This is a genomic window from Paractinoplanes deccanensis (assembly GCF_016862115.1).
GTDB lineage: Bacteria > Actinomycetota > Actinomycetes > Mycobacteriales > Micromonosporaceae > Actinoplanes > Actinoplanes deccanensis.
In genome coordinates this window covers 1-22,221 of the sequence record NZ_BOMI01000208.1, presented here as the reverse complement: position 1 = coordinate 22,221, position 22,221 = coordinate 1, and the positions used below count along the sequence as shown (strand labels likewise).

At 72.6% G+C, this 22,221-nt stretch carries 22 protein-coding genes; 12 read left to right on the top strand and 10 right to left on the bottom strand.

Annotated elements, in window-relative coordinates:
• Positions 1-629: 629 nt before the first annotated feature.
• Positions 630-2,069 carry an NADP-dependent phosphogluconate dehydrogenase gene (gene gnd / locus Ade02nite_RS47540; RefSeq protein ID WP_203778046.1) on the bottom strand — a complete coding sequence of 480 codons (1,440 nt, stop codon included), beginning with the start codon at positions 2,067-2,069 and terminating at the stop codon, positions 630-632.
• A 175-nt stretch (positions 2,070-2,244) separates the two neighbouring features.
• Between gnd and Ade02nite_RS47535 the strand changes: the two genes are divergently transcribed.
• The 3 genes from Ade02nite_RS47535 (at position 2,245) to Ade02nite_RS47525 (ending at position 6,424) form a co-directional block, all read left to right on the top strand.
• Positions 2,245-2,559, top strand: a complete 315-nt coding sequence (locus Ade02nite_RS47535) for a type II toxin-antitoxin system PemK/MazF family toxin (protein ID WP_203778045.1) — start codon at positions 2,245-2,247, stop codon at positions 2,557-2,559.
• 152 nt (positions 2,560-2,711) lie between these two features.
• Complete coding sequence (locus Ade02nite_RS47530; protein WP_239169600.1) at positions 2,712-4,562, top strand: SpoIIE family protein phosphatase; 1,851 nt, start codon at positions 2,712-2,714, stop codon at positions 4,560-4,562.
• Positions 4,563-4,597: 35 nt separating this feature from the next.
• The gene (locus Ade02nite_RS47525; RefSeq protein ID WP_203778044.1) at positions 4,598-6,424 is read left to right on the top strand and encodes a substrate-binding and GGDEF domain-containing protein; all 1,827 of its coding nucleotides are present in this window, start codon (positions 4,598-4,600) and stop codon (positions 6,422-6,424) included.
• 4 nt (positions 6,425-6,428) lie between these two features.
• On the opposite strand, the gene Ade02nite_RS47520 is transcribed toward Ade02nite_RS47525, so the two are convergent.
• Positions 6,429-7,349, bottom strand: coding sequence for a ricin-type beta-trefoil lectin domain protein (locus Ade02nite_RS47520; RefSeq protein WP_203778043.1), 921 nt, complete (start codon positions 7,347-7,349; stop codon positions 6,429-6,431).
• A 65-nt stretch (positions 7,350-7,414) separates the two neighbouring features.
• Positions 7,415-8,179, bottom strand: coding sequence for a 3-keto-5-aminohexanoate cleavage protein (locus Ade02nite_RS47515; protein ID WP_239169599.1), 765 nt, complete (start codon positions 8,177-8,179; stop codon positions 7,415-7,417).
• A 35-nt stretch (positions 8,180-8,214) separates the two neighbouring features.
• Here Ade02nite_RS47515 and Ade02nite_RS47510 point away from each other — a divergent pair, with 35 nt between their 5' ends.
• Entirely contained in the window at positions 8,215-8,619 is a 405-nt protein-coding gene (locus tag Ade02nite_RS47510; protein WP_203778041.1) for an NUDIX hydrolase, read from the top strand.
• Positions 8,620-8,648: 29 nt separating this feature from the next.
• Here Ade02nite_RS47510 and Ade02nite_RS47505 read toward each other — a convergent pair whose 3' ends face one another.
• Positions 8,649-9,644, bottom strand: a complete 996-nt coding sequence (locus Ade02nite_RS47505; protein ID WP_203778040.1) for a hypothetical protein — start codon at positions 9,642-9,644, stop codon at positions 8,649-8,651.
• Complete coding sequence (locus tag Ade02nite_RS47500; RefSeq protein ID WP_203778039.1) at positions 9,641-10,219, bottom strand: PadR family transcriptional regulator; 579 nt, start codon at positions 10,217-10,219, stop codon at positions 9,641-9,643. Before Ade02nite_RS47500 ends, Ade02nite_RS47505 begins: the two co-directional genes overlap by 4 nt.
• 93 nt (positions 10,220-10,312) lie before the next feature.
• Here Ade02nite_RS47500 and Ade02nite_RS47495 point away from each other — a divergent pair, with 93 nt between their 5' ends.
• From Ade02nite_RS47495 to Ade02nite_RS47475, 5 genes are all read left to right on the top strand, one after another.
• The gene (locus Ade02nite_RS47495; RefSeq protein WP_203778049.1) at positions 10,313-11,566 is read left to right on the top strand and encodes an erythromycin esterase family protein; all 1,254 of its coding nucleotides are present in this window, start codon (positions 10,313-10,315) and stop codon (positions 11,564-11,566) included.
• A gap of 133 nt (positions 11,567-11,699) precedes the next feature.
• A complete protein-coding gene (locus Ade02nite_RS47490; protein WP_203778038.1) occupies positions 11,700-12,488 on the top strand; it encodes an IS5 family transposase in 789 nt (262 codons plus the stop codon).
• Between the two features lie 32 nt (positions 12,489-12,520).
• Positions 12,521-13,186, top strand: a complete 666-nt coding sequence (locus Ade02nite_RS47485; RefSeq protein WP_203778037.1) for a hypothetical protein — start codon at positions 12,521-12,523, stop codon at positions 13,184-13,186.
• Positions 13,187-13,311: 125 nt separating this feature from the next.
• Positions 13,312-13,641: an ArsR/SmtB family transcription factor gene (locus Ade02nite_RS47480; protein ID WP_203778036.1), complete on the top strand. Its 330-nt coding sequence runs from the start codon at positions 13,312-13,314 to the stop codon at positions 13,639-13,641.
• Positions 13,638-14,096, top strand: coding sequence for an SRPBCC family protein (locus tag Ade02nite_RS47475; protein WP_203778035.1), 459 nt, complete (start codon positions 13,638-13,640; stop codon positions 14,094-14,096). Before Ade02nite_RS47480 ends, Ade02nite_RS47475 begins: the two co-directional genes overlap by 4 nt.
• Here Ade02nite_RS47475 and Ade02nite_RS47470 read toward each other — a convergent pair.
• From Ade02nite_RS47470 to Ade02nite_RS47455, 4 genes are all read right to left on the bottom strand, one after another.
• Positions 14,089-14,502 carry a nitroreductase family deazaflavin-dependent oxidoreductase gene (locus Ade02nite_RS47470; RefSeq protein WP_203778034.1) on the bottom strand — a complete coding sequence of 138 codons (414 nt, stop codon included), beginning with the start codon at positions 14,500-14,502 and terminating at the stop codon, positions 14,089-14,091. The two genes, Ade02nite_RS47475 and Ade02nite_RS47470, sit on opposite strands and share 8 nt — an antisense overlap.
• Before the next feature lie 152 nt (positions 14,503-14,654).
• On the bottom strand, positions 14,655-15,428 hold the full coding sequence (locus Ade02nite_RS47465) for a class I SAM-dependent methyltransferase (RefSeq protein ID WP_203778033.1): 774 nt from the start codon (positions 15,426-15,428) through the stop codon (positions 14,655-14,657).
• A complete protein-coding gene (locus tag Ade02nite_RS47460) occupies positions 15,425-16,426 on the bottom strand; it encodes an alpha/beta hydrolase (RefSeq protein WP_203778032.1) in 1,002 nt (333 codons plus the stop codon). The genes Ade02nite_RS47465 and Ade02nite_RS47460 overlap by 4 nt, the downstream gene beginning before the upstream one ends.
• Before the next feature lie 357 nt (positions 16,427-16,783).
• Positions 16,784-18,151, bottom strand: coding sequence for an MFS transporter (locus Ade02nite_RS47455; protein WP_203778031.1), 1,368 nt, complete (start codon positions 18,149-18,151; stop codon positions 16,784-16,786).
• A gap of 208 nt (positions 18,152-18,359) precedes the next feature.
• On the opposite strand from Ade02nite_RS47455, the gene Ade02nite_RS47450 reads away from it, so the two are divergent.
• The 3 genes from Ade02nite_RS47450 to pstS all read left to right on the top strand — a co-directional run bounded on the left by Ade02nite_RS47450 (position 18,360) and on the right by pstS (position 21,118).
• A complete protein-coding gene (locus Ade02nite_RS47450; protein ID WP_239169598.1) occupies positions 18,360-18,665 on the top strand; it encodes an STAS domain-containing protein in 306 nt (101 codons plus the stop codon).
• 87 nt (positions 18,666-18,752) lie between these two features.
• A complete protein-coding gene (locus Ade02nite_RS47445; protein ID WP_239169597.1) occupies positions 18,753-20,036 on the top strand; it encodes a GlnX family signal transduction membrane protein in 1,284 nt (427 codons plus the stop codon).
• An 11-nt stretch (positions 20,037-20,047) separates the two neighbouring features.
• Positions 20,048-21,118, top strand: coding sequence for a phosphate ABC transporter substrate-binding protein PstS (pstS, locus tag Ade02nite_RS47440; protein ID WP_239169596.1), 1,071 nt, complete (start codon positions 20,048-20,050; stop codon positions 21,116-21,118).
• 49 nt (positions 21,119-21,167) lie between these two features.
• On the opposite strand, the gene Ade02nite_RS47435 is transcribed toward pstS, so the two are convergent.
• Positions 21,168-22,221, bottom strand: a 1,054-nt coding sequence (locus tag Ade02nite_RS47435) for a helix-hairpin-helix domain-containing protein (protein WP_203778029.1), incomplete at its 5' end; no start/stop codon positions are given.

Below are 22,221 nucleotides of genomic sequence, written 5' to 3'. Positions count from 1 at the left end.
GCCCGCCGGCGGGTGAGGTGGGTGGCAAGCGGTGGGTTGCGCCGGGCAGCCCATGGTGAGCGGGGCGCGACGGGCCGCCGAGGGGTGAGGTGGGTGGCAAGCGGTGGGTTGCGCCAGGTCCCCATGGTGAGCGGGGCGTGAGGGCCCGCCGGCGGGTGAGGTGGGTGGCAAGCGGTGGGTTGCGCCAGGCGGCCCATGGTGGGCAGGGCGTGAGGGCCCGCCGGCGGGTGAGGTGGGTGGCAAGCGGTGGGTTGCGCCAGGCGGCCCATGGCGGGCAGGGCGTGAGGGCCCGCCGGCGGGTGAGGTGGGTGCTGGGCGGTAGGCCCCCCTGGTGGGCAGGGCGCGACGCCCCGCCGAGGGGTGATGTGGATGGCGAGCGGTGGACGTGACCCGGCAGCCCATGGCGACCAGGCCGACGGCCCACCGCGGCTGAGGCGAGCACCGAGCAGCAGGTTGCCCCGGGCAGCCCCATAACGGGCAAGACACGCCGACGGGGTGAGGTGGGCGCCACGCCACCCCCGGACCGCCTTCCCCGACCGAACGGCGGCAGGCGCCTCAGCACCCCGCCGCCGTTCGTCAGGAAGGACAGGAAGGACAGGAAGGACAGGAAGGACAGGAAAGACCGACGTCTAGGCCGAGATCTCGTTCCGCTCCGAGGTGGCCCACAGCGTGTGGAACGACCCCTCCTTGTCCACCCGCCGGTATGTGTGCGCCCCGAAGAAGTCGCGCTGCCCCTGGATCAGGGCCGCCGGCAGTCGCGAGGCGCGCAGCCCGTCGTAGTAGGCCAGCGCCGACGAGAAGCCCGGTGCCGGGATGCCCTGCTGGGCCGCCGTGGCCACCACTCGGCGCCAGGCGTCCTGGGCGCCGCTGACCGCGTCGAGGAAGTACTGGTCGACCAGCAGGGTCGGCAGGGAGGGCGACTTGTCGTACGCCTGCTTGATGAAGTCGAGGAACTTCGCGCGGATGATGCAGCCCGCGCGCCAGATCTTCGCCATCGCGCCCGGGTCGATCTCCCAGCCGTACTCCTTGCTGGCCGCCTGGATCTGCTGGAAGCCCTGCGCGTACGCCACGATCTTCGACGCGAACAGGGCCTGTTCGACGTCGGCCTGGAGGTCGCCGCTGTGCGATCCGGCTGTCGCGGAGGGGCCGGGGAGGCCCGCCTGCGCGGCCGCCGCGCGCACGTCGGCGCCGCCGGACAGGGCGCGGGCGAAGACCGACTCGGCGATGCCGCTGACCGGGACGCCCAGGTCGAGGGCGGCCTGCACGGTCCAGCGGCCGGTGCCCTTCTGCTCGGCCTGGTCGAGGACCACGTCGACGAACGGCTTGCCCGAGTCCGCGTCGACCTGCTTGAGCACCTCGGCCGTGATCTCGATCAGGTAGGAGCCGAGGCGGCCCTCGTTCCAGCCCTTGAAGACGTCGGCGATCTCGGCCGGCGTGTGCCCGCCGACGTGCCGGAGCAGGTCGTACGCCTCGGCGATGAGCTGCATGTCCGCGTACTCGATGCCGTTGTGCACCATCTTGACGAAGTGGCCGGCGCCGTCCGGGCCGACGTGCACGCAGCACGGCTCGCCGTCGACCTTGGCCGAGATGTCCTCGAGCAGCGGGCCGAGCGCCTCGTACGACTCCTTGGATCCGCCGGGCATGATGCTCGGGCCGTGCAGCGCGCCCTCCTCGCCGCCGGACACACCCGTGCCGACGAAGTGCAGGCCGCGCTCGCGCAGCGCCGCCTCCCGCCGCCGGGTGTCGAGGTAGTGGGCGTTGCCCGCGTCGATGAGCATGTCGCCCTCTTCGAGGAGCGGGGCGAACTCGTCGATGACCGCGTCGGTCGGCGCGCCGGCCTTCACCATGATCACGACGCGGCGGGGGCGTTCGAGGCTGGCGACGAAGTCCTCGGCGCTCTCCGAGGGGAGGAACGTGCCCTCGTGCCCGAACTCCTCCACCAGCTCCTTGGTGCGGTTGTAGGAGCGGTTGTGGACCGCCACCGTGTGCCCGTGCCGGGCGAAGTTGCGCGCCAGGTTGCGCCCCATCACCGCCAGGCCGGTGACTCCGATCTGTGCCTTCTCCGACATCACTGACACCCTTCCGTCGCTCTAGCCACGCGAACATTCTTACGGGTTGATTGCGAGACCGGTTCGACTGTGTTCCAGGGTTCTCATCTATTGGCGGCGCGGCGCGTGGGCTGGACGTGGCCTAAGATCCGTGCAGCGGTAGGCTTCGCACATGCCGAGCGGGACCTACTGATCGATGAAGCGCGGCGAGATCTGGACCATCGGCAACCGGACGGATCTGCGCTACCGGGTGCTCGTGCTCTCCGCCGACACGTTCAACGAGCGCAAGAACGCGTCGCCGTTCTGCGCGCCGATCGTCCGCCAGCGCGGCGTCACCGAGCTGCCGCCCTACGCGGTCGCCCTCACCGAGCAGGACCCGATCACCGGTGTCGTGGTGGTCAACCGGATGCGCCGCCTTCCCGCCTCGATCGGCGCGGAGCGTATCGGCATGGTCACCGGGCAGAGCATGGCCCGTCTCACCGAGGCGATGCGGTCGTTGTTCGAGCTCTGAGGACCATTCGGCTTAACCCGGCGGGGCCGCCCGTTCGAGTGACGGTCCGCGATGTTCGCCGCAGGTAGGGCCCGGTCCGTATGAACGGCCGATGACGACCCCCGTTCCGCTGACGTATCCAGGAACCGGAGCCGGAACTGGGGAGGAGGGTCGTGGTGGGACAGGCGTACGCCGCCGCGGTCGAGAGCTTGCGACCGAGCGCGACCGACGACCCGGGCGAGGCGGGGCGGCTCACCGTCGAGCGCGCCGTCGGGCTGCTCGCCGGCCGGGCCCGCTGCCGGCTCGCCGAGGCCCATCGCCACCTGTTGCGCATGGGCGCCGAGGAGGGCCGCGACCTGATCGAGGTGGCGAGCGGGGTGATCCGCATGCTCGACGTCTCCGATCCGGACACCGCCGCGATCTCCGGTCTGGACACCGGCCGCCCGCCGGTGGTGGCCGCCGAGCCGGTCCGCCGGTTCGCGCCGTGGCTCGGCATGGTGCAGCGGGTGCTCGACGTGGTGCCGGGCATGGCCTCGTTCTTCACCGCCGAGCGCGACCTGTCGGGCCGGCTCGTCGACCTGGTCTGGGCCGCCGCCAGCCCCGAGGCCGTCGCGCCGAACGGGCTGCGCGGCACCCAGCTGCTCGGCCTGCGCATCAGCGCGCATTTCCCCGAGGCGCTGTCCAGCGACCGCTGGCAGGCCTATCAGCACGTGCTGGAGACCGGCGTGCCGGCGGTGCTGGGACCGTTCCGGCACGGGGCGGGGCTCTACACCGTGCGAGCACATCGGCTCGGTGAGGGGCTGCTGCTCAACTGGACCCGGCACGACGAGCGGCCCGGCGGGGTGAACGAGCGGCTGGCCGGCACGGAGCGGCTCGGCAACCTGGGCTGGGGCGAGTGGGACCTGCTCAGCGGCGAGATCTACTGGTCCGACCAGGTCTACCGCATCTACGAGCGCGATCCGCGGCTGGGCCCGCTCAACCAGGCCGAGTCCGAGGCGCTGGCGCTGCCGGAGGACAAGCCGCTGCGCGACGCCGCCCGGCAGGCCTTCGAGCGGGGCGAACGGGTCGACGTGACCACCCGGGTGCGGGTCGGCGGGCGGATCAAGCACTTGCGTACGGTCGCCGACGCCAGCCGCGACGCCGACGGCCGGCCGCTGCGCATCTTCGGCATCGTGCAGGACGTCACCGAGCGTGAGACCAGCGCCCAGCGCCTCGCCGAGGTGGAGCGCCAGCTGGACGAGCAGCGCCGCGACCTGGCCGCCGAGCACGAGCTCGCCGGCAAGCTCCAGCGCATCATCCTGCCGCTGCCGGACGGCCCGATCGAGCTGCCCGGCCTCAAGGTGGCGCTGCGCTACCTGCCCGCCGGCGAGAAGAGCCTGGTCGGCGGCGACTGGTATCACGCGGCCGAGCTGCGCGACGGCTCGGTGCTGCTCGCGGTCGGCGACGTGGCCGGGCACGGCACGCGCGCGGCCAAGACGATGGCCCAGCTGCGGCACGCGCTGCGCGCGCTCGCGGTCACCACCAGCGATCCCGGCGAGCTGCTCGGCCATCTCAACTCGCTCACCTGTGACCTGGAACGCGAGACGCCGGAGCTGGCCGCCACGGCGATCGTGGCCCGCTACGACCCCGCACGCCGGGAGATCGTCTGGGCGCAGGCGGGCCACCCGCCGCCGCTGCTGAGCCGCGGCGGGAGCACGCGGCCGCTGGAGCGCCCGGCGGGCCCGATGCTGGGCGTGCTCGACGACGCCCGGTACGAGACCGCCCGGCTCGGCTTCACCGTCGGCGACGTGCTCATGCTCTACACCGACGGGCTCGTCGAGCATCGCCGTCGTGACCTCGACGACGGCCTCGCCACGGTGATGCGCACGGTCGACGAGGCCGTCCGCGCCTCGCCCGGCCAGCCGCTGGGCGAGCTGCTCTCGCGCCTGCGCCAGGCCAACCCCGACGACGACACCTGCATCCTGGCGGCGCGCCCGGTCACCGGCGGCACCAAGGATCTTCGGCGCCATCTGGCCGGAGTCTGACCCGCGCGCCCGCGTTTCGCGGGATCATGTAGGCCGTGTCGGGTCGTACGTTCGGGATCCTCTCGCCCTTCGTCGGTGGCGACTACTACGGCGCGATCATCGCGGGCGTGCACGAGGCCGCCGTCGCCGCCGGTGATCGGATCGTCGGCATCCAGACGCTGGATCCCGGCTCGTACAGCGCCGACCGCAGCGGGCTGCCCGACTTCCGCCGGCCGGTGTCGTGGCAGCACCTCGACGGGCTGATCGTGTTGCCGGGCGCGCTGCACGCCTCGTACGCCAAGGGAGCGCGACGTGCCGGCCTGCCGGTGGTGTCGGTGGGGCAGGTGCTCGACGAGTGCCCGGCGGTGCTCGCCGACAACCGGGGCGGGGTGCGCGACGCGGTGGAGCACCTGATCGGCCACGGTCACGAGCGCATCGCGTACGCCGGTCATCTCGCCCATTTCGATCTGCGGGAGCGCCTCGAGGGCTTCCGTGCCGGGCTGCTCGCGCACGGGCTGGAGCCGGACCCCGCGCTGGTGTTCGACTCGGGGGACAACCACGAGAGCGGCGGCGAGATGGTCGCCGACCTGCTGCTGCGCCGTGGCGTACCGGTCAGCGCGGTGGTCTGCGGCACCGACCGCAACGCGATCGGGCTGATCGGCCGGCTCGCCTCGGCGGGCTATCGCGTGCCCGCCGACGTCGCCGTGGCCGGCTTCGACGACATCGTCGACGCCACCTACATGCGTCCCAGCCTCTCGACCGTGCGGCAGCCGGCCGACCTGGTCGGGGTGACCGCGCACGCGCGGGTGGCGTCTCCGGAGGAGGGCACCTCCTACGTACCCACCTCGTTCGTGCGGCGCAGCTCGTGCGGCTGCCCCGGCATCGGCCTGCCGGTCGGCGAGGAGCTGACCCGGTCGCTGTTCGGCGAGGTCCGCTACCTCCAGGACACGCTGAACGTGCAGCACGAGCTCGGCATCGACCTGCTCGGCGCGCACGAACGCGACCCGCGGGCGCTGGCGTGGCTCCAGCGCACCACGCTGACGGCGGGCTGCCTGGGCCTGTGGAACCACGCGGCGGTGCCGGCGCGCGACACCGAGCTGACCGTGGTGGGGGAGTACCGGGCACGCCAGGACTGGGTGGGCTCGTCGATGCGGGTGAGCCAGTTCCCGCCGGCCGGGCTCTTCGACCTGGCCGACGCGGCCGCCGGCGAGATCGTCTTCGTGGTGCCGGTGCGCAGCGGCCTGCGCGACTGGGGCGTGCTGGCGGCGATCGGCAAGGTGCAGCAGAGCACGCCGGCCGGCCGCGAGATCATGAACCATTCGGGCGCGCTGCTCGCGACGGCCCTCGACCGCGGCGCGATGGTCGCGGCGCTGCGCGAGCAGGAGCAGAAGCTGCGCGACGCGGCCCTGCACGACCCGCTGACCGGCCTGCCGAACAGGGTGCTGCTGGCCGACCGGCTGGAGCAGGCCGGGTTGCGGGCCGCGCGCCGCCCGGAGCACCGGTTCGCGGTGCTGCTGCTCGACCTGAACGGCTTCAAGGCGGTCAACGACTCGCTCGGCCATGCCGCAGGCGACGTCCTGCTGATCGAGGTGGCGCGCCGGCTCACCGGCCTGCTGCGCGAGTCGGACACGGTGGCCCGGCTCGGCGGCGACGAGTTCGTGGTGCTGCTCGACGGCCTGGTCGAGCCGGGCGCCGAGCGGGTGGTCCGCGACGCCATCGCGACCCGCCTCTGCGAGCCCTACCGGATCGACGGCGAGGTGGTCGAGGTCGGTGTGAGCATCGGCGTGGCCCTCTCGGGCGACGGCTCCACCGACCCCGACCGGCTGCTGCGCGAGGCCGACGCGGCGATGTACCGGGCGAAGCCGGTGGGCCGCCCGCGTTGACCCGCTACGGCAGCGTCCACTTCTGCTCGGCCGCGCCCGTGCAGTCGGCGACCTTCACATTGGCGCCGGAGCGGCCCGGGTCGGTGAGGCACTGGCCGTTCGAGGCGATCAAAGACCCTCCCGCACCGGTACGCCATGACGGCGCTCCGTCGCACGACGACACTCGCACGGTGCCGCCGGTGGCCGCGGCGCACTTCTCGCCGACGTGCAGCGTGCCGTCCGTGGCCAGGGTGAACGTCTGCGCGTCGCCGCCGTTGCACCCGGCCACCTGCACGGGGCTGCCGTCCCAGCCGAAGAGCCCGCCGAGCGCGAGGCAGCGCCCGCTGGCGGCGGTGATCGCGCCGGTGCGGTCGGTGGGCGCCGCGGTGGTCGCGGTCGCCGTGACCGTGGCGGCGGGCGGGGCCGCCGAGAGGCCGGGCGCGGCGGGCGAACCCGGCACCAGGGGCTTCTGTCCCGGTTGCGCGACGCCCACCGAGACGCTGGGGAAGGCGGCGCTCCCGCTCACCGACGGGCTGGCGCTCGCCGACGCGGAGGCCGACGCGCTCCTCGCGGCGGCGGAGGCGGAGGCGGCGACGGACGACTCGGGGATCGGCGGCTTCGCGGGCATCGCGGGCAGTGCGGCGCCCGGCTGGGGAAGCTCGGGCTCGGTGCCCGGCCCGAACACGAGGAACGCCGCCACGCCGAGCGCGAGGGCCACCCCGCCGCAGAAGATCGCCAGCCGCAGCACGGGGTGCTCGGACTTCTTCGGCGGCGGCTTCTCCTGCGGCGCGGGCTCGTCCACGACCGGCTGCACGGCCGTGTCGTCCGCTCCCGGCTCGGGCCACGTCTCCGTCTCGCCGACGGCGGCGAACTCCGCGGTGTCCGCCTTCGTCGCCACATAGGGACGAACGAGCACGGGATCCTCGCGGTCGGGCGTATCGGTCATCTCTCTCCCTCCAGCCGGATCAAGATACGCGATATTCGCCCGAATCGATCATCCGATACCCGGCCTTAACCGTCCGTATTCGCGCGTTTCCGCCGCGCTGCGGTCCACATCGCACACCCGGCCCGCACCAGCTCCGCGTTGCCGCCCGCCGGCGACCCGTCCGGCAGGACAAGCGTGTCCTCCAGCCCGACGCGCGTGGCCAGGCCGAGCGCCCCGGCATGCTCGAGAAGCGGCCAGCAGGCGTCCTCCTCGCCGTGCAGCAGAACGGGCACAGTGCCCGTCCCGCCATCGTCCCCTTTGTCATGTGCTGGCGGCGCGGCGTCGCCGAGGCGCCGCAGGATCGCGTCCGCCGCGGCGACGGCCTCGCTGCGCGGCGTATCGATGATCTCGACGAGGATCCGGAGCAGCGGCAGGCCGTCGAGCGCGTCCACCTCGTCCGGCGCCCAGACGCCCGCCTCCACTCCCACCCCGGCGCCGTGCAGCCGTCGTACGAGATCGGCGAAACCCGCCTCGCGCACGTTGACCGACGCGAAGTCGGGCAGCACACGCCAGCCGGCGATCAGGCGGGCGCGCTCGAGGGCGTCGCCATCGGTCATCCAGATGCCGGTCGAGACGCCGACCGGCAGACCCGGGCACGCTTCCCGGATGGCGGTGACCGCGGCGCCGACGTCCTCGGCGCGCAGCGACTCACGCCCGCCGGCGTCCCGCGGATGCACATGAACGGCCACCGCTCCCGCCTCGGCGGCTTCCCGCGCCGCCGTCGCCAGCTCGCCCGGCGTGACCGGAGCCGGAGACGGCCGGCCGCCGTTGAGGCACGCTTTGATCCACACGGTAAACATGTTGCCCCCGCTGACATGATCGACGCATGACCCGCAAGCCCGACGTCTCCTGCGTCTTCGTCTGCCACGACGGCGACGGCCGCATCCTGCTCGCCCGCCGCTCGGCCCGGGCCCGCGACGAGCCCGGCGCCTGGGACTGCGGCGCCGGCGCCCTCGAGTTCGGCGAGACCTTCGAGGAGGCGGTCACCCGCGAGGTCACCGAGGAGTACGCAACGCCGCCGCAGGACATCACGCTGCTCGGCGTGCGCAATGTGCTGCGCCCCGGCTCGCACTGGGTGGCCGTGGTCTTCTCCGTGCGCCTGGACCCCGCCGCCGCCCGCATCGGCGAGCCGCACAAGTTCGACGAGCTCGCCTGGTTCCGGCCCGGCGAGCTGCCCACACCGTTGCACAGCCAGCTCCCGCACACGCTTGCGATGGTCACCGCGGCCTGAACACCCCGGTGGCCCGCTCGGCCGCGAGCTCACCGGCGTGCCGGCGCCCGGCGCACCACGTCGCGATAGAGGGCGAAGGCGCTCTTGCGCCGGTAGTCGTCGGTGACGAGGCCCAGGTGCCCGACCGCCTCGGAGGAGGCGCTGTCCGCGTCCCGCAGGCCGAACAGCTCGTACAGCACGACGTTGGCCGGCTCCTCGTGCGCCATGATCGTCTCGATCATGGCGGAGAGCGACTCCTCCTGGTCGCGCTCGGTCCGGCCCGTCCCGCTCGGCGACCCGTTCTCGACGATGTGGATCGGGACGCGGCCGGCGATGTGGGCCCGGGGAAGGCACCGCTCGCGCAGATGGCGCACGGCATGGGCGGTGAGGGACGCGACGTCGCCCGGCGTTCCCGGCGGAGCGACCGGCGCGAAGGCGTCGGGGTAGAGCGCGAGCCCGGCGTAGTCCACGTGCGCCGCGAAGTCGCGTTCCGGCACCCCGGCCAGATGCGCCCAGAAGGCGTCGTCCCCGCCGAGCCACTCGGGCGGCTCGGCCACGGAGAAGCCGACCCGCACGTCGTGCAGACCCGCACGGTGAAGGCGCGCTCGGGCGTGCGGGAGACCCCGCGTCAGCGCGTCGAGCACGCCGGGCGAGCTGCCGTCGATCATCGGGATCGGGAAGTTGGGCTCGAGCGTGACCTGCAGGTAGCGCGTCAGGTGCCCGTACCGGTCGATGACCTTGTCGAGGAAGGCCAGCCAGCCGGCGACGTCGGCGTCCGGGGGGAGGTAGCTGACCACGAGGTCGAGCTCGCGGCCGTCCGCGGCGTACCACGCGTCGGGCATCGTCAGGTGATCGAGCTCCGCTCCGGCGCCGATCGCGGCGACGGCCTCCGGCGCGGGGTGGTCGCCGAGGAAGTGCACGTATTCCCGGACGACGAACGGGCCGCCGCCGGCGAGCTCATCGACGAGCTGCCCGATGCGGGCCGGGTCGGCGGGGGCCGAGCAGACGGTTCCCGCCCTGCCGCCGGGGTAGATGCCGAACTTCATGGTCGATTCCCTTCGCCGTCGGGGTCGTTGAGTGCCGGCCAGGTGATGTCACGCGATCGGATCCGCGTCGCCAGTCGCGTCACCCACTCGATCTCGGCGGTGACGACGGCAGACCAGTACTCGGCCTCGAGCATGTGGACCTCGGGGATCTCGGCCGGCCGCTCGTAGCGGCGGACGTCGGCGCGGAGCCGGTCGGCGCGGGCGTCGAGGATCGTCGCGACGGTGCCGGCCGGCAGGACGCCGGCGTAGGACATGGCCATGACGAAGTCGACGGAGGCGGGCTCGGCCTCGCGCAGGCCCGCGTCGATCCTCGTGCGAAACCCGGCGAACCCCGCCGCGGTCAGTTCGTACGACGTGCGTGGTGGGCGCCCGTCCACGCGTTCCGGTGCGCGCGGTGCCACCAGGCCCGCCTTCTCCATGCTCTTCAGCAGCGTGGTGACCGTGCTGCGGGTGACGCGCAGGTGCGCGTATCGGCCTTGCAGCCGAGCGGTGAGGTCGTACGCGTGAGCCGGCTGCTCGACCAGGAGTCCGAGCAGCGGCATCACCAGGCTGTTGCGCGACGCGTCCAGGGGCACGGGCTCACCGTATAGACGTATACGTCTAAGTGCAAGAAGCCGGGCGGCAAGGTCGGACGTATGGGGTCGAATCGGGGCGGGTACCGGGAGGGCATGCACCGGTACGGGGATGAGGTGGCGGCGATCGCCCGGCCCCTGGCCGACGAGGGTGATCTGGACATCCTGGTCGATCGGGTGGGTTCCGCCCGGGTCGTGCTGATCGGGGAGGCCAGCCACGGCACGCACGAGTACTACGTCTGGCGGGCTGCGCTGACGCGCCGGCTGATCGTGGAGCGTGGCTTCTCGTTCGTCGCCGTCGAGGGCGACTGGCCTGACTGCCAGCGGGTCGACGCGACCGTGCGCGGTGGCTCGGCGCGGCCCGACGAGGCGCTGCTCGGCTACGAGCGGTGGCCCACCTGGATGTGGGCGAACGAGGAGGTCGTCGACTTCGCCCTCTGGCTGCGCGCGTTCAACCTGAACAACGGGCGGGCCGTCGGCTTCCACGGGCTCGACGTCTACTCGCTCTGGGAGTCGATGCGCGAGATCCTCACCTGGCTGCGCGAGCACGATCCGTCCCAGGTGCCTGCCGCGCTGGCCGCCTATCGGTGCTTCGAGCCGTACGCCGAGGATCCGCACGCGTACGCCTGGGCGACCCGTTTCGTCGACGCCGGCTGCGAGGACGACGTCGTCCGCATGCTCATCGACCTGCGCGGGCGGGACCTGGCCGTGTGGCAGAACGCCGAGGTGGTCGCCGGCGCCGAGCACTACTACCGGTCGATGATCGCGGGCGGGCCCACGTCGTGGAACATCCGTGACCGGCACATGGACGCCACGCTGGCGCGGCTGCTCGACCACTACGGCGAGGGCGCCAAGGCCGTCGTCTGGGCGCACAACACGCATGTCGGCGACGCCAACGCCACCGACCAGGCCGCGCACGGCGAGGTGACGATCGGGTCGCTGGCCCGCGAGCGGTTCGGCGCCGGCGACGTGGCCCTGGTCGGCTTCGGCTCACACCGCGGCACGGTGATCGCGGGCCGCGACTGGGGCGCGCCCATGGAGGTCATGCCGGTGCCACCGGCCCGGTCCGGCTCGATCGAGGACATCCTGCACGCCGAGGCCCCGGAGCGGGCCCTCTTCGTCTTCCCGCCGATCGCCGGCCGCCCGGACGTGCTGGTCGACTCGCTGCCGCACCGCGCGATCGGCGTGGTCTACCGCCCCGAGCGCGACAACTGGGCCAACTATGTCCCGTCGGTGCTCGGCGACCGCTACGACGCGTTCCTGTGGTTCGACGAGACCCAGGCGGTGCGCCCGCTGCACCCGTTCCACATCGACGCGCGCGAGCCGGAGACCTACCCGAGCGGCGTCTAGGTGAGTGTTTCTGAGGGTTGCCGGACGGCGTGTCCGCGGTGGTTTCGGTGGTAGCGGCAGGGTTTGGGTGTGGGCCGTGAGCGTGTGTATCCGTCCGGCCTGAGCCGATGAGCGGTGGGAGATCATTGAGCCGATGCTTCCGCTGAGCAAGGAGCCGGGGCGGGTCCCGAAGCATCCGTTCCGCGACATCGTGGACGCGATCTTGTACATCGACCGGTCGGGGTGTTCGTGGCGGCAGCTGCCGGTGGACTTCCCGCCTTGGCAGACGGTGTACGGCTGGTTCCAGCGGTGGAAGGAACGCGGCGTCACCGAACGGATTGTTCAGCAGTTGCGTGAGCAGATCCGGCTGGCCGAGGGCCGTGACGCCGAACCGTCAGCCGGGGTGATCGACTCGCAGTCGGTCAGGGCGGCTGACACCGTTGGGCGCGACACCCGCGGCTACGACGCGGGCACGAAGGTCAACGGGCGTAAGAGGTTCATCGTCACCGATACCCTCGGCCTGCTGGTCAGCGTCACGGTGCTGGCGGCGTCGTGGCAGGACCGCGACGGCGCCAAGACGGCGCTGCTGAGCGTCTTGCTGTTCACTGCGATCCGGTACGCGTTCGCCGATCAGGGCTTCGCGGGCCGGCTGCTCGACTCGGCCGCCCGGACCTTGAGCATGGTGATCGACATCGTGCGTAAGCCCGCCGATCAGCGCGGGTTCGAGGTGCACCCCAAGCGGTGGGTGGTGGAACGGACCCTGGCCTGGCTGACCGCCCACCGCCGCCTGGCCCGCGATTATGAACGTGACCCCGAGGTCTCCGAGGAACTGATCCGCTGGGCCGCGATCAACCAGATGCTCCGGCGCCTCGCCCGCGGCGAACCGGCTCAACGCCAGCAGCGACGACAAGCCCGAACCACAACCCTCTGGAACACCCACTAAGGTTCGCCGCCGCCCTGCCGATCCGGCGTGCCGTGACGATCCCGAAGCGCCCGGGCTGGACGATCCTGGCCGCCGTGGCCGGTGCCCTGCTGTTCTTCGCCGCCCGCACCGGCCGGCGAAAGCGGCCCGCGGCGCCGCGGGCAGAGCCGAGCCCGCTACCGCAGCCGAGGCCGCTGCCGAGCCCGCGCACCGGTGCCGCGGACCGCGCCCTCGTCAGGATGGCCGTCGCTGCCGGCGTCGTCGTGATCCTGGCGATCGCCGTCACGGTGGTGACCCGGCCGCCGGCTCCCGCCTCCGCGCCGGGCACGGTCGTCCTGACCGGCGACGGCGGAGCCCGCGCCGAGGTCTCGCTCGGGCGGGTCAGCGACCTGCCCAGCGACTTCCCCGGCGCCCGGGACGTGATGATCACGGTGCACCTCAGGAACACCGGCCGGCCCTGGATCGGCACCCGCCTCGACGTCGACGCCCGTGCCTACGACGCGGGCGGCGTGTCGTACGGAGCCAACCAGATGCTCTCGCTGACGGGCGGGCCGTACGGCAGCACGGACCCCGGGACCAACGAGGCCTGGCGCCTCTACCGCGACCAGGAGATCGACCGCACTGTCGCCTTCTCCGTGCCCGAGGCCGCCGGCCTGACCCGGCTGCACGTCTCCCTGCTGCTGGGCACCACGACACGCACCGCGGAATTGGCCCTGTAGCTCCCCCACGTGCGGGACGGGAGTGTGCCATGTGGGCGCTGCCTGTTGACTTCGGGCCGCCGCGGCGTACTCTAAACCCATCGGTTGATAAACCGGGTGGTTGAGAGACAAAGGCAGAACTGATCATGACCGCAGATCCGATCGACGGCGTCTTCGCCGCGCTCGCCGATCCGACGCGGCGGGCGATCCTGGCCCAACTCGCGGCGGGGGACGCGACGGCGGGGGAGGTGGCCGCCGGGTTCACGATCAGCCCGCAGGCGATCTCCAAGCATCTGAACGTGCTGGAGGCGGCCGGGCTGATCGTGCGGACCCGGGAGGCGCAGTGGCGCCGGTGCAGCATCGTGCCGACGCCGTTGCGAGCCGTCGCGGAGTGGGTGGAGCAATACCGCCGGTTGTGGGATCAGCGCTACGACACCCTCGACAGCTACCTGGGCCGCCTTCAGGAGGAATCATGAGCATCACCGTCCAGACCCCCACCGACACCACCATCGTCATGTCGCGCTCGTTCGCCGCGCCGCGCGACCTCGTCTTCGCCGCGCACAGCCAGGCCGAGCACGTGCGCCACTGGTGGGGCCGGGGCAACCCGCTCGACGTCGACCTCGACTTCTCCGTCGGCGGCAAGTGGCGCTTCGTCGAGCACGCCGGCAACCAGGAGCACGCGTTCCGCGGCGAGTTCCGCGAGATCGACCCGCCCAACGGCTTCACCTGGACGTTCGAGTACGAGCCGATGGCCGGCCACATCGCCGTCGAGAAGTACGAGTTCACCGAGAGCGGCGGCCGCACGACCGTCACCTGCACCGCGACGTTCAGCAACCGTGAGGACCGCGACGGCATGCTGCAGAGTGGCATGGAGGCCGGCGCCGAGGAGTCCTACCGCGCCCTCGACGCCTACCTCACAAAGATCAGCTGAGCGTGGGGCGGAGCGCGACCACCGGGATGGTCCGGCTGGTCTTGGCCTGATAGCCGGCCCAGCCCGGGTCGTCGGCGACGGCGCGGGCGAAGGCCCGGTCGCGTTCCGCACCGCTCAGCGGTGTCGCCTCGGCCCGATAGGTGCGCGTGCCGTCCTCCACGGTCACCTGGTTGTCGGCGAGCACGTTGTGATACCAGTCCGGGTTGCGGTCGGCTCCACCCGCGGAGGCGATGACCACAATCCCCCCGTCGTACGGGAGGAAGCCCAGCGGCGTGGTGTGCGCGGCGCCGGAGCGGGCGCCCCGCGTGGTGAGCAGGATGAGGCGGCTGCCGGCGAGCCAGCCGCCCACCCGGCCGCCGTTGGCGCGAAACTCGTCGATGATCTGCTGATGGAAAGGATGAGGCATGAAGTCGCTTTCTGTCCGGCCCGAAACGATGACGGCGAAGGCAGAAAACGATGGCGGGCCGCGCGCCCGCGAGGGGGTCAAACCCCGGCCGGGTGCCTCACGAAGTCGTGGCCCAAGGCCGACCCGGCAGTCACAAGGGCAACCCTAGCGGATCAGACGTCGCCGGTCACCACGCGAATCCTGGTGGTGAAGGTCGTCGGCCAGTCCAGATAGTCCGCGATGGCCTGCGTGGCCTCGGCGCGGCGATCCGGGGGCACGGAGTCGAGCAGGCTCCGGCCGTAGTGCGAGCCGATCCAGCCGACCAGCTGCGCCGCGTCCCGGAAGTGGCTGCGCACGTCGAGCTCCTTCACCCTCGTACGGCTGAAGCCCGCCTCCGACGTCGCCTGGCGCAACGACTCGACCGAGCCGAACAAGGGGTGTTGCTTGCGTTCCGGCGGGGGAGAGCCGGCGAAGCGCGCGAGGATCCGCATCGTCTTGGCATAGCGCTGGTCGGGCGCGGCGAAGCTGCTGAAGCCGAGGCGGCCACCGGGCTTCAGAAGCTGGTGGTACGTGGTGAGCGCGCTCGGCGGGTCGGGCAGGAAGAACAGCACGAGCGCCGCCGTGATGACGTCGAACGACTTCGCCGGGAAGTCGGGCCGCTGGGCGTCGCCGAGCTGGATCGTCACATTGCGGGCGCCGGACGTGGCGCGGGCCGTGTGCGCCACCATGCCGGGGGCCAGGTCGATGCCGGTCACGTGGCCGGTCGGGCCGACGAGGCGCGCGGCCGGCAGCAGGGCGGCGCCGCGGCCGCAGCCGACATCGAGCACACGGTCGCCGGGGCGCGGCGCCACGGCCCGGATCACCGCCTCGGCCATCGGCTTGAAGAAGTCGACGCCGACGCTGTCGTACTCCCCCGAGACGCGGTCGAACACGTCGATGATGTTCATCGGCCCAGCATGGCAGCCGGGCGCACCTCCGGATAGGACGGAGGCGTCCAGGTTCTTCCCAGGATCGCGGCGCCGAGGAAGCCGGTCAGGTACCCCGAGGTGATCTCGAGGGCGCGACGGCCGTCGATGCTGCCCACCGGGAGGGCCCAGCGCAGCGGCGGCGCGAGGCGGTAGAGGGCGTAGTCGGTGAAGGTGAGCCGTTCCGCGCCGGCCACGGTGAAGGCCCACGTGCGGTCCCGCGCGGCGAGCAGCAGCGAGCCGCCGTCGCCCAGCGACGCGGATCCGGCGCACCGCTCGTCGTCCCGGCAGGCCGCGATGGCGGCCGCCCCGCCCAGCCCGTGGCCCAGGTAGACGACGGCGGCGGGATCCACGTGCTGCCCGAGCTGCACGAGCGCACGAGAAGCGGCGAACCGGGCATCCGCCGCCCACACCGAGAGCAGCTGCGCACGCCGTGTCTCGTCGAGACGATCCGGGTCGCCGGCCGCGCTGGCGCGCACCGGCTTGCCGTCCAGAACTGTCAGACCCGCGCTGTAGGTTGGCGTCACTCCGACCACCAGATAGCCCTGAGCTGCCAGTTGGGACGCCAGCGCGGTGTATTGCGGCGCCGACGCGCCCCGGTCCGGCAGCAGGACCACGACCGGAAAGGAGCCCGCCGCGAAGGGCGCCTCGTCTCTCGTCCCCGTGCGGATCCTGTCGAAGGCCGTCGCCGCCGGGCCGTAGCGGTGCAGCCCCTCCCAGCCCTCGGGCGCATAGGCCGACTCCGGTGCCGTCGACTGCGCCGCCGGATACCAGGCCCAGACCGAGAGCAGGCGCGGCGTCCCGCCGAGCGGCGCGAACTGGTCGGTCCGGCCACGGTCCACCCACAGGCCGGTGATCCGGCCGACCTCGTGAGCGCCGTCGGGCCGCAGGCTCACCGGCGCCCGCGCCTGCTTCACGGCCCACGCGCCGAGCACCGCCACGATCAGCGTGACCGTCGCGATCACCCGCCAGACCCGCATCGTCGTATTGTCCGGGTTCGGCAAGCCGGCGTGATCAGCCGGGTCCACTTCTCGTCGTGTCGCGCAGTGGCGGCGCGTGCGGGTGGTCGGCCGGGCTGGTCGTCCGTGTGCCGCGCGTGCGACCCACCCCGGCCGAGGCGTGGCTTCGGCGTGCAGCCGCGGCCGGCCGGGTCCGCGTGTGCGTTGTGTGCGACGGTGCCGGCGCTTGGGGTGGTCGGCCGGCACGGGCGTTCGCGTGGTGCGGGGCCGGGTCGTTGAGTGCGGCGGTGTCGGGGCTTGGGGTGGTCGGCCGGGCACGGGCGTTCGCGGGGTGCGGGGCTGGGCCGGCCGGGTCCGGCCGGCTGTCGGTTGTGCGGGTCAGCCGGTGGGGGTGGTTGAGCGGGCCCATCTGCCGGTGGTGAGCAGGGCGAGCAGCAGCACCGCGGTGCCCAGGCCGACGATGATCCACCAGCCGGCGTGGCTGGCCTCGGCGAAGTCGGCTGTGCTGCCCGCGACGACCGCGCCGATCACCGCTACGCCGAGCGATGTGCCTACCTGGCGGCTGGTCGAGGCGATGGCCGCGGCGACGCCGGCCTGTTCGCGGGGCATGCCCGAGACGGCCGTCTGGGTGATGGGGGAGTTGACCATCGCGAAGCCGAAGCCGAAGACGACGTAGCAGGCGAAGAGCAGCCACACCGGCGTGTCCGCGGTGAGCTGCGTCAGCGGAAGGATGCCGGCGATGAAGGCAACGCCCGCGAGCACCAGCGGCAGACGGGTGCCGCGGGAGCCGACGATCCGGCCGGAGAGAGGGGAGAAGACGACCGTCATCGCCGCGAACGGCAGCGTGTAGAGGCCCGCGTGCAGGGCCGAGAGGCCGCGCGTGTCCTGCAGGTAGAGCGTGTTCAGGAACAGGAAGCCGGCCAGCGAGCCGAAGGCCGACACCGCGATCAGCGTCGCGCCGCTGAACGGCACGCTCCTGAAGAAGCGCAGCTCGATCAGCGGCTCCTCGCGCCTCGGCTCGTAGATCAGCAGCGCGGCCAGGGCGGCGGCGCCGAGCAGGAAGCAGCCGAGGATCTCGGGCGAGGTGAAGCCCGAGCTCGGCCCCTCGATGATGCCGTAGGTCACCGAGCCGAGCAGGACGAAGACGATGACCTGACCGACCGGGTCGAGCCGGCGCGGGTGCGGCGCCCGCGACTCCGGCACGAAGCGCCACGCCAGCAGGAACGCGGCCACGCCGACCGGCACGTTGACCCAGAAGATCGCGCGCCAGTCCAGCGCGTGCACGAGGAAGCCGCCGAGCACCGGGCCGATCGCCAGGCTGACGCCGACGACCGCGCCCCACACGCCGATCGCCCGGGCGCGCTCCTTGGCGTCCGTGAACGTGTTCGTGATGATCGACATGGCTACCGGGTTGAGCATCGAGCCGCCGATCGCCTGGATCATGCGGAAGGCGATCAGCCAGCCCAGGCTGGGCGCGAGGCTGCACAGCAGCGAGCCGGCCGTGAAGAGGGCGAGGCCGGTCTGGAAGACCCGCCGCCGCCCGATCCGGTCGGCCGTCGAGCCGGCGAGCACCAGCAGGCTGGCCAGCACCAGGGTGTAGGCGTCGATGGTCCACTGGAGGCCGGAGAGCGACGCGCCGAGATCGTCCTGGAGCGAGGGCAGCGCGATGTTCACGATCGTGTTGTCCATGCCGACGATGAACAGGCTCGAGCAGCAGATGGCGAGGATCAGGTAGCGGCGTGGCACAAGATCCTTTTATACGCGTACGCGGCGGCGGTCACCCGGTCCGGTGGCGCGCAACGCGTGCCGGGATGCGCTCTGCCCCGTACGGCTGCATTGTGGGATTGCGAACTCTTTCGGCTGTCGACGCCGGGGGAATTCGCGTCGTAGGGTGGGCGAGCGGCTGAACGCAGGGTAACGAGGAGTGCCTTCGATGCGGAGTACTGTCCTGGAGGTGCGCACCGGCGCCGACGGCAGCGTGGTGATCGCCCCGCATGGGGAGGTCGGCGACGATCAGACGGCGGAGCTCCGCCGGGCCCTCGTGCACACGGTCCGCAAGATTCGGCCATTGCGCCTGATCGTCGACTTGTCGGACGTGCCCGAGCTCGACCCGGTCAACGTCGGATCGGTGGCCGCGGCCTGCGCGCTCGGCGATGATCATCACGTCACCGTCTTCGTCGACAACCCCCGCGCCGCCGTCGCGCGGCGCCTCGAAGCGGCCGGCGTCCCTCACCAACGGTTACGATCCGCGGCTTTTTAAATGGCATTGACGTGGACGTGAGGTAAACAGCCGGAATTCAAGATCCGGTCCATTTCGAAATTGCTCGCGTGCATTACCGTGACGGTTGTGCCAGCAGTTCTCGTAGCAACGCGCGAGGTGGCCCGTCAGGCCGCCCGGCGGGAGACTCCGGCCCGGCTGCGCCTGTGGGTGACGGTGACCGTGCTCACCGCGATCGCCCTGCTCGCCTCCACCAGCGTCCTCATGGCCCGGGTGCAGGATCAGGTCCGGGCCATCGGCGAGGACGCGGCGCCGCGGGCCGCCACCGCCGCCGATCTCTACTTCGCGCTCAGCGACATGGACGCCCAGGTCGCCCGGCTCGTGCTCACCACCGGCAACGACTCGCTCGCCGGCAGCCAGATCGACGCGCTCGGCACGTACCGGGAACGCGGCCGCCAGGTCGACGCCGACCTCCAGCGGCTGATGGGCTCCGGCGGGATCGTCCTCGACCTGATGAACGACCTGTCGATCTATCGCGAGCGGGTCTGGCAGGCGCTGACCGCGGGCGACGGCGCCGCCGGTTACTACACGCAGGCCACGAACGTTCTCCACCTCGACCTGCTCCCGGCGGCGGAGCGGCTGCGCGAGCTGAGCGAGGAGAGGCTCGACCGGGCGTACGAGGCGAAGCAGGCGACCGGGATCGGGGCGGTGGCCTCGGCGGTGGCGCTGGGCCTGCTGCTCGTGGGGCTGCTGCTGGCGTTGCAGATCTGGCTCGCCCGGCGGTTCCGGCGGCTGTTCAACCCGGCGCTGATCGCGGCGACCGTGCTGACCGTGGCGGTGGTGGCGCCGGCCGTGACGGTGCTGATCGTGCAGGAGCAGCGGCTGACCGCGGCGCGCAACGACAGCCTGCGGCCGTTCCTGGCGCTCTCGTCGGCCCGGGCGGTCAGCTACGACGCCGCTGCCGACACCAGCCGCTACCTGATCAGCGACAACCTCGCGTTCTACAAGCAGGACTTCGACCGCAAGTCGGCGTTCCTCGACGGCGCGTCGGGGCTGCCGGCCGCCGCCGCGGGGCGCGACGTCAGCCCGTACCAGACAGATCAGGTCCTGACCCGGTGGCGCGCCTACCGCCAGGCGCACGAGCGCATCCTCACGCTCGCCGACCAGGGCCGCGACGCCTCGGCGATCGGCTACCTGACCGGCATCCGGCGGGGCGACGCCGCCTTCGACTTCTCGTACTACGACGCCGCGGTCGCCGAGATCGCCGCCGGCCGTGCGGACGCGTTCGACGACGCCATGCGTACGACGTCGCAGCTGCTCACGGGGTGGCCGTGGATCCCGGTCGGCGTGCTCGGGATGGTGGTCCTGCTGGTGCCGCTCTCCGTCCGCAAGCGCTTCGCCGAGTACCGCTGAGAGGAGCGCCAGTGAAACGCCACCTGTCGCGCCGGGCGGGCCTGCTGCTCGGCCTCGGGCTGCTGCTCGCCGCCGCGGCGTGCGACGTGCCCCGCGCCGCCGACGCCGCCGACCCGATCGCCTGCGCCGACGGTTCGCTCATCGCGCAGGGCTCGTCCGCCCAGGCCACCGCCGTCAGCACCTGGATCAAGAACTACCAGGTGGCCTGCCCCGGAGCCTCCATCGCGTACGCGAGCATGGGCTCGGGCGCGGGCCTGCGCGCCTTCTACGGCGGCCGGGGCGACTTCGCCGGCTCCGACTCGCCGATCGCCGGCGCAGACGTGGCCAAGGCGGCCGCCCGCTGCTCGTCCGGCCCCGCGATCCACCTGCCGATGGTGGTCGGCCCGATCGCGCTCGCCTACAACGTGGCCGGCGTCGACGAGCTGCGCCTCGCCCCCGCCACGATCGCCGCCCTCTTCACCGGCAAGATCAAAAGCTGGGACGACGCCCGGATCAAGAAGGACAACCCGGGCCTGACCCTTCCGTCCACCCCGGTCCGGACGGTCCACCGCGCCGACAGCTCCGGCACCACCGACAACTTCACCAGATTCCTGGACGCGACCGCGGGCGCCGGCTGGACGTTCCCGAGCGGCTCCGCCTGGCCCGCACCCGGCGGCGTCGCGCAGTCCGGCAGCAACCGCGTCGTCTCGGCGATCGAGAGCACCGACGGCGCGATCGGCTACGTCGAGGCGTCGTACGCCCGCTTCCACAACCTGCCGACCGCCCGCGTGGGCAACGCCGCCGGCGACTTCGTGCCGTTGACGGACGAGGCGGCCGCCCGCACCGTGGCCGCGGCCCGCCTCACCGGCACCGGCAACGACCTGAAGATCCAGATCGACTACGGCACGAAGGACGCGGCGGCCTATCCGCTGGTCCTCGTCACCTACGAGATCGTCTGCCGCACGGGCTCGCCGGCCCTGCTCAAGAGCTTCCTGACGTACGCGGCGAGCGCCGCCGGTCAGCAAGCCGCCACCCGTCTCGGCTACGCCCCGCTCCCGGAGGACCTGCGCGCCAAGGTGGCCACGGCCGTCGGCTCCCTCTGACAAGGCCGATGCCCGGCGAGCGGCTCGCCGGGCATCGTGCGGTGCGGGGTCAGTTGGCGGTGTCGACGAGCTGCTTCGCCTTCTCGGGCCAGCTCGCCACGGACGGCGCCGACCGCATCCCGCCGGCGATGACGGCGGCGCGCAGGGCGGCCGCGTCGGAGTCCGCGATCTGCCGGTAGGTGGTGAACCCACCGGCGGCCAGCGCGACGGCCATCTTGGGCCCGATCCCCGGAATCTTCGTCAGGTCATCCGGCTCGGCAACGGCCACCGCAACCGGCGCCGGCACCGCGGCAACCTCATCGGCCCCCGCAACACCCGGCACGGCCGCAACGGTCTCGGCGACGGGCTCCCGCGTCGCCGCAACGACATCGGCCGGCTCCCGCACGACCGCGGCGACAGCGACGGGCGCGGGGGTGACGGCAACTTCATCGCTCTCCGCGGCACCGGGGACGGCCGCGGCGGGCTCCGCCTTGGCTTCTTCGGCGGGTGCGGCGACGGGCTCCGCCTTGGTCTCCTCGGCGGGGGCGTCAGCGGCCACCGGCTCGGCAACGCGGCGCGGCCGCGGGGTGCGGGTCCGCTTCGGCTTGGCGGCCGGCTCGGCCTCGGTCGTGTCGGCGGCGACCGGCTCGGCCTCGGTCGTGTCGGCGGCGGCCGGCTTGGTCTCGGTCGTCTCGGCAGCGGTGGCCGGCTCGGGCAACTCCGCGACAGCGGCGACCGGCTCGGCGACGGCGGCGGGCTCGGACTCCACAATGGACGCGGGAGCCGGGGCCTTCTCGGTGGCGGTCGCGTCGCCGATCGGCTCGACGGCGTCCTTCTCCTCGGCGGTCACCTTCTGGTCGGTGGCGGCGTTCTCCTCATCTGCCACCTTGGTGTCCCCGGCTGCCTTCTCCTTAGCGGCCACCTTGGTGTCGGTGGCTGCCTTCTCCTTGGCAGCGGCCGGCTCGAGCTCGGCGACCGGCTCCGGCGAGGCGAGGGCCAGGGGCTTGTCGTCGGCGGTGGCCTCCGGCTCGTCCGCGACGGCGAGCGGCGTCTCGGGCGCGTCCGCGACGGCGACCGGTACAGCGGCGGGCTTGGCGTCGGCCGCAACAGGCTCGGCGACAACA

Excerpts from the sequence above, each read along its gene's own strand:
- Ade02nite_RS47505 (WP_203778040.1), bottom strand. The coding sequence starts at position 9,644 with ATGAAGTTCGGCATCTACCCCGGCGGCAGGGCGGGAACCGTCTGCTCG.
- Ade02nite_RS47490 (WP_203778038.1), top strand. The coding sequence starts at position 11,700 with ATGCTTCCGCTGAGCAAGGAGCCGGGGCGGGTCCCGAAGCATCCGTTC.
- Ade02nite_RS47475 (WP_203778035.1), top strand. The coding sequence starts at position 13,638 with ATGAGCATCACCGTCCAGACCCCCACCGACACCACCATCGTCATGTCG.
- Ade02nite_RS47470 (WP_203778034.1), bottom strand. The coding sequence starts at position 14,502 with ATGCCTCATCCTTTCCATCAGCAGATCATCGACGAGTTTCGCGCCAAC.
- Ade02nite_RS47460 (WP_203778032.1), bottom strand. The coding sequence starts at position 16,426 with ATGCGGGTCTGGCGGGTGATCGCGACGGTCACGCTGATCGTGGCGGTG.
- Ade02nite_RS47465 (WP_203778033.1), bottom strand. The coding sequence starts at position 15,428 with ATGAACATCATCGACGTGTTCGACCGCGTCTCGGGGGAGTACGACAGC.
- Ade02nite_RS47495 (WP_203778049.1), top strand. The coding sequence starts at position 10,313 with ATGCACCGGTACGGGGATGAGGTGGCGGCGATCGCCCGGCCCCTGGCC.
- Ade02nite_RS47480 (WP_203778036.1), top strand. The coding sequence starts at position 13,312 with ATGACCGCAGATCCGATCGACGGCGTCTTCGCCGCGCTCGCCGATCCG.
- gnd (WP_203778046.1), bottom strand. The coding sequence starts at position 2,069 with ATGTCGGAGAAGGCACAGATCGGAGTCACCGGCCTGGCGGTGATGGGG.
- Ade02nite_RS47520 (WP_203778043.1), bottom strand. The coding sequence starts at position 7,349 with ATGACCGATACGCCCGACCGCGAGGATCCCGTGCTCGTTCGTCCCTAT.
- Ade02nite_RS47510 (WP_203778041.1), top strand. The coding sequence starts at position 8,215 with ATGACCCGCAAGCCCGACGTCTCCTGCGTCTTCGTCTGCCACGACGGC.
- Ade02nite_RS47535 (WP_203778045.1), top strand. The coding sequence starts at position 2,245 with ATGAAGCGCGGCGAGATCTGGACCATCGGCAACCGGACGGATCTGCGC.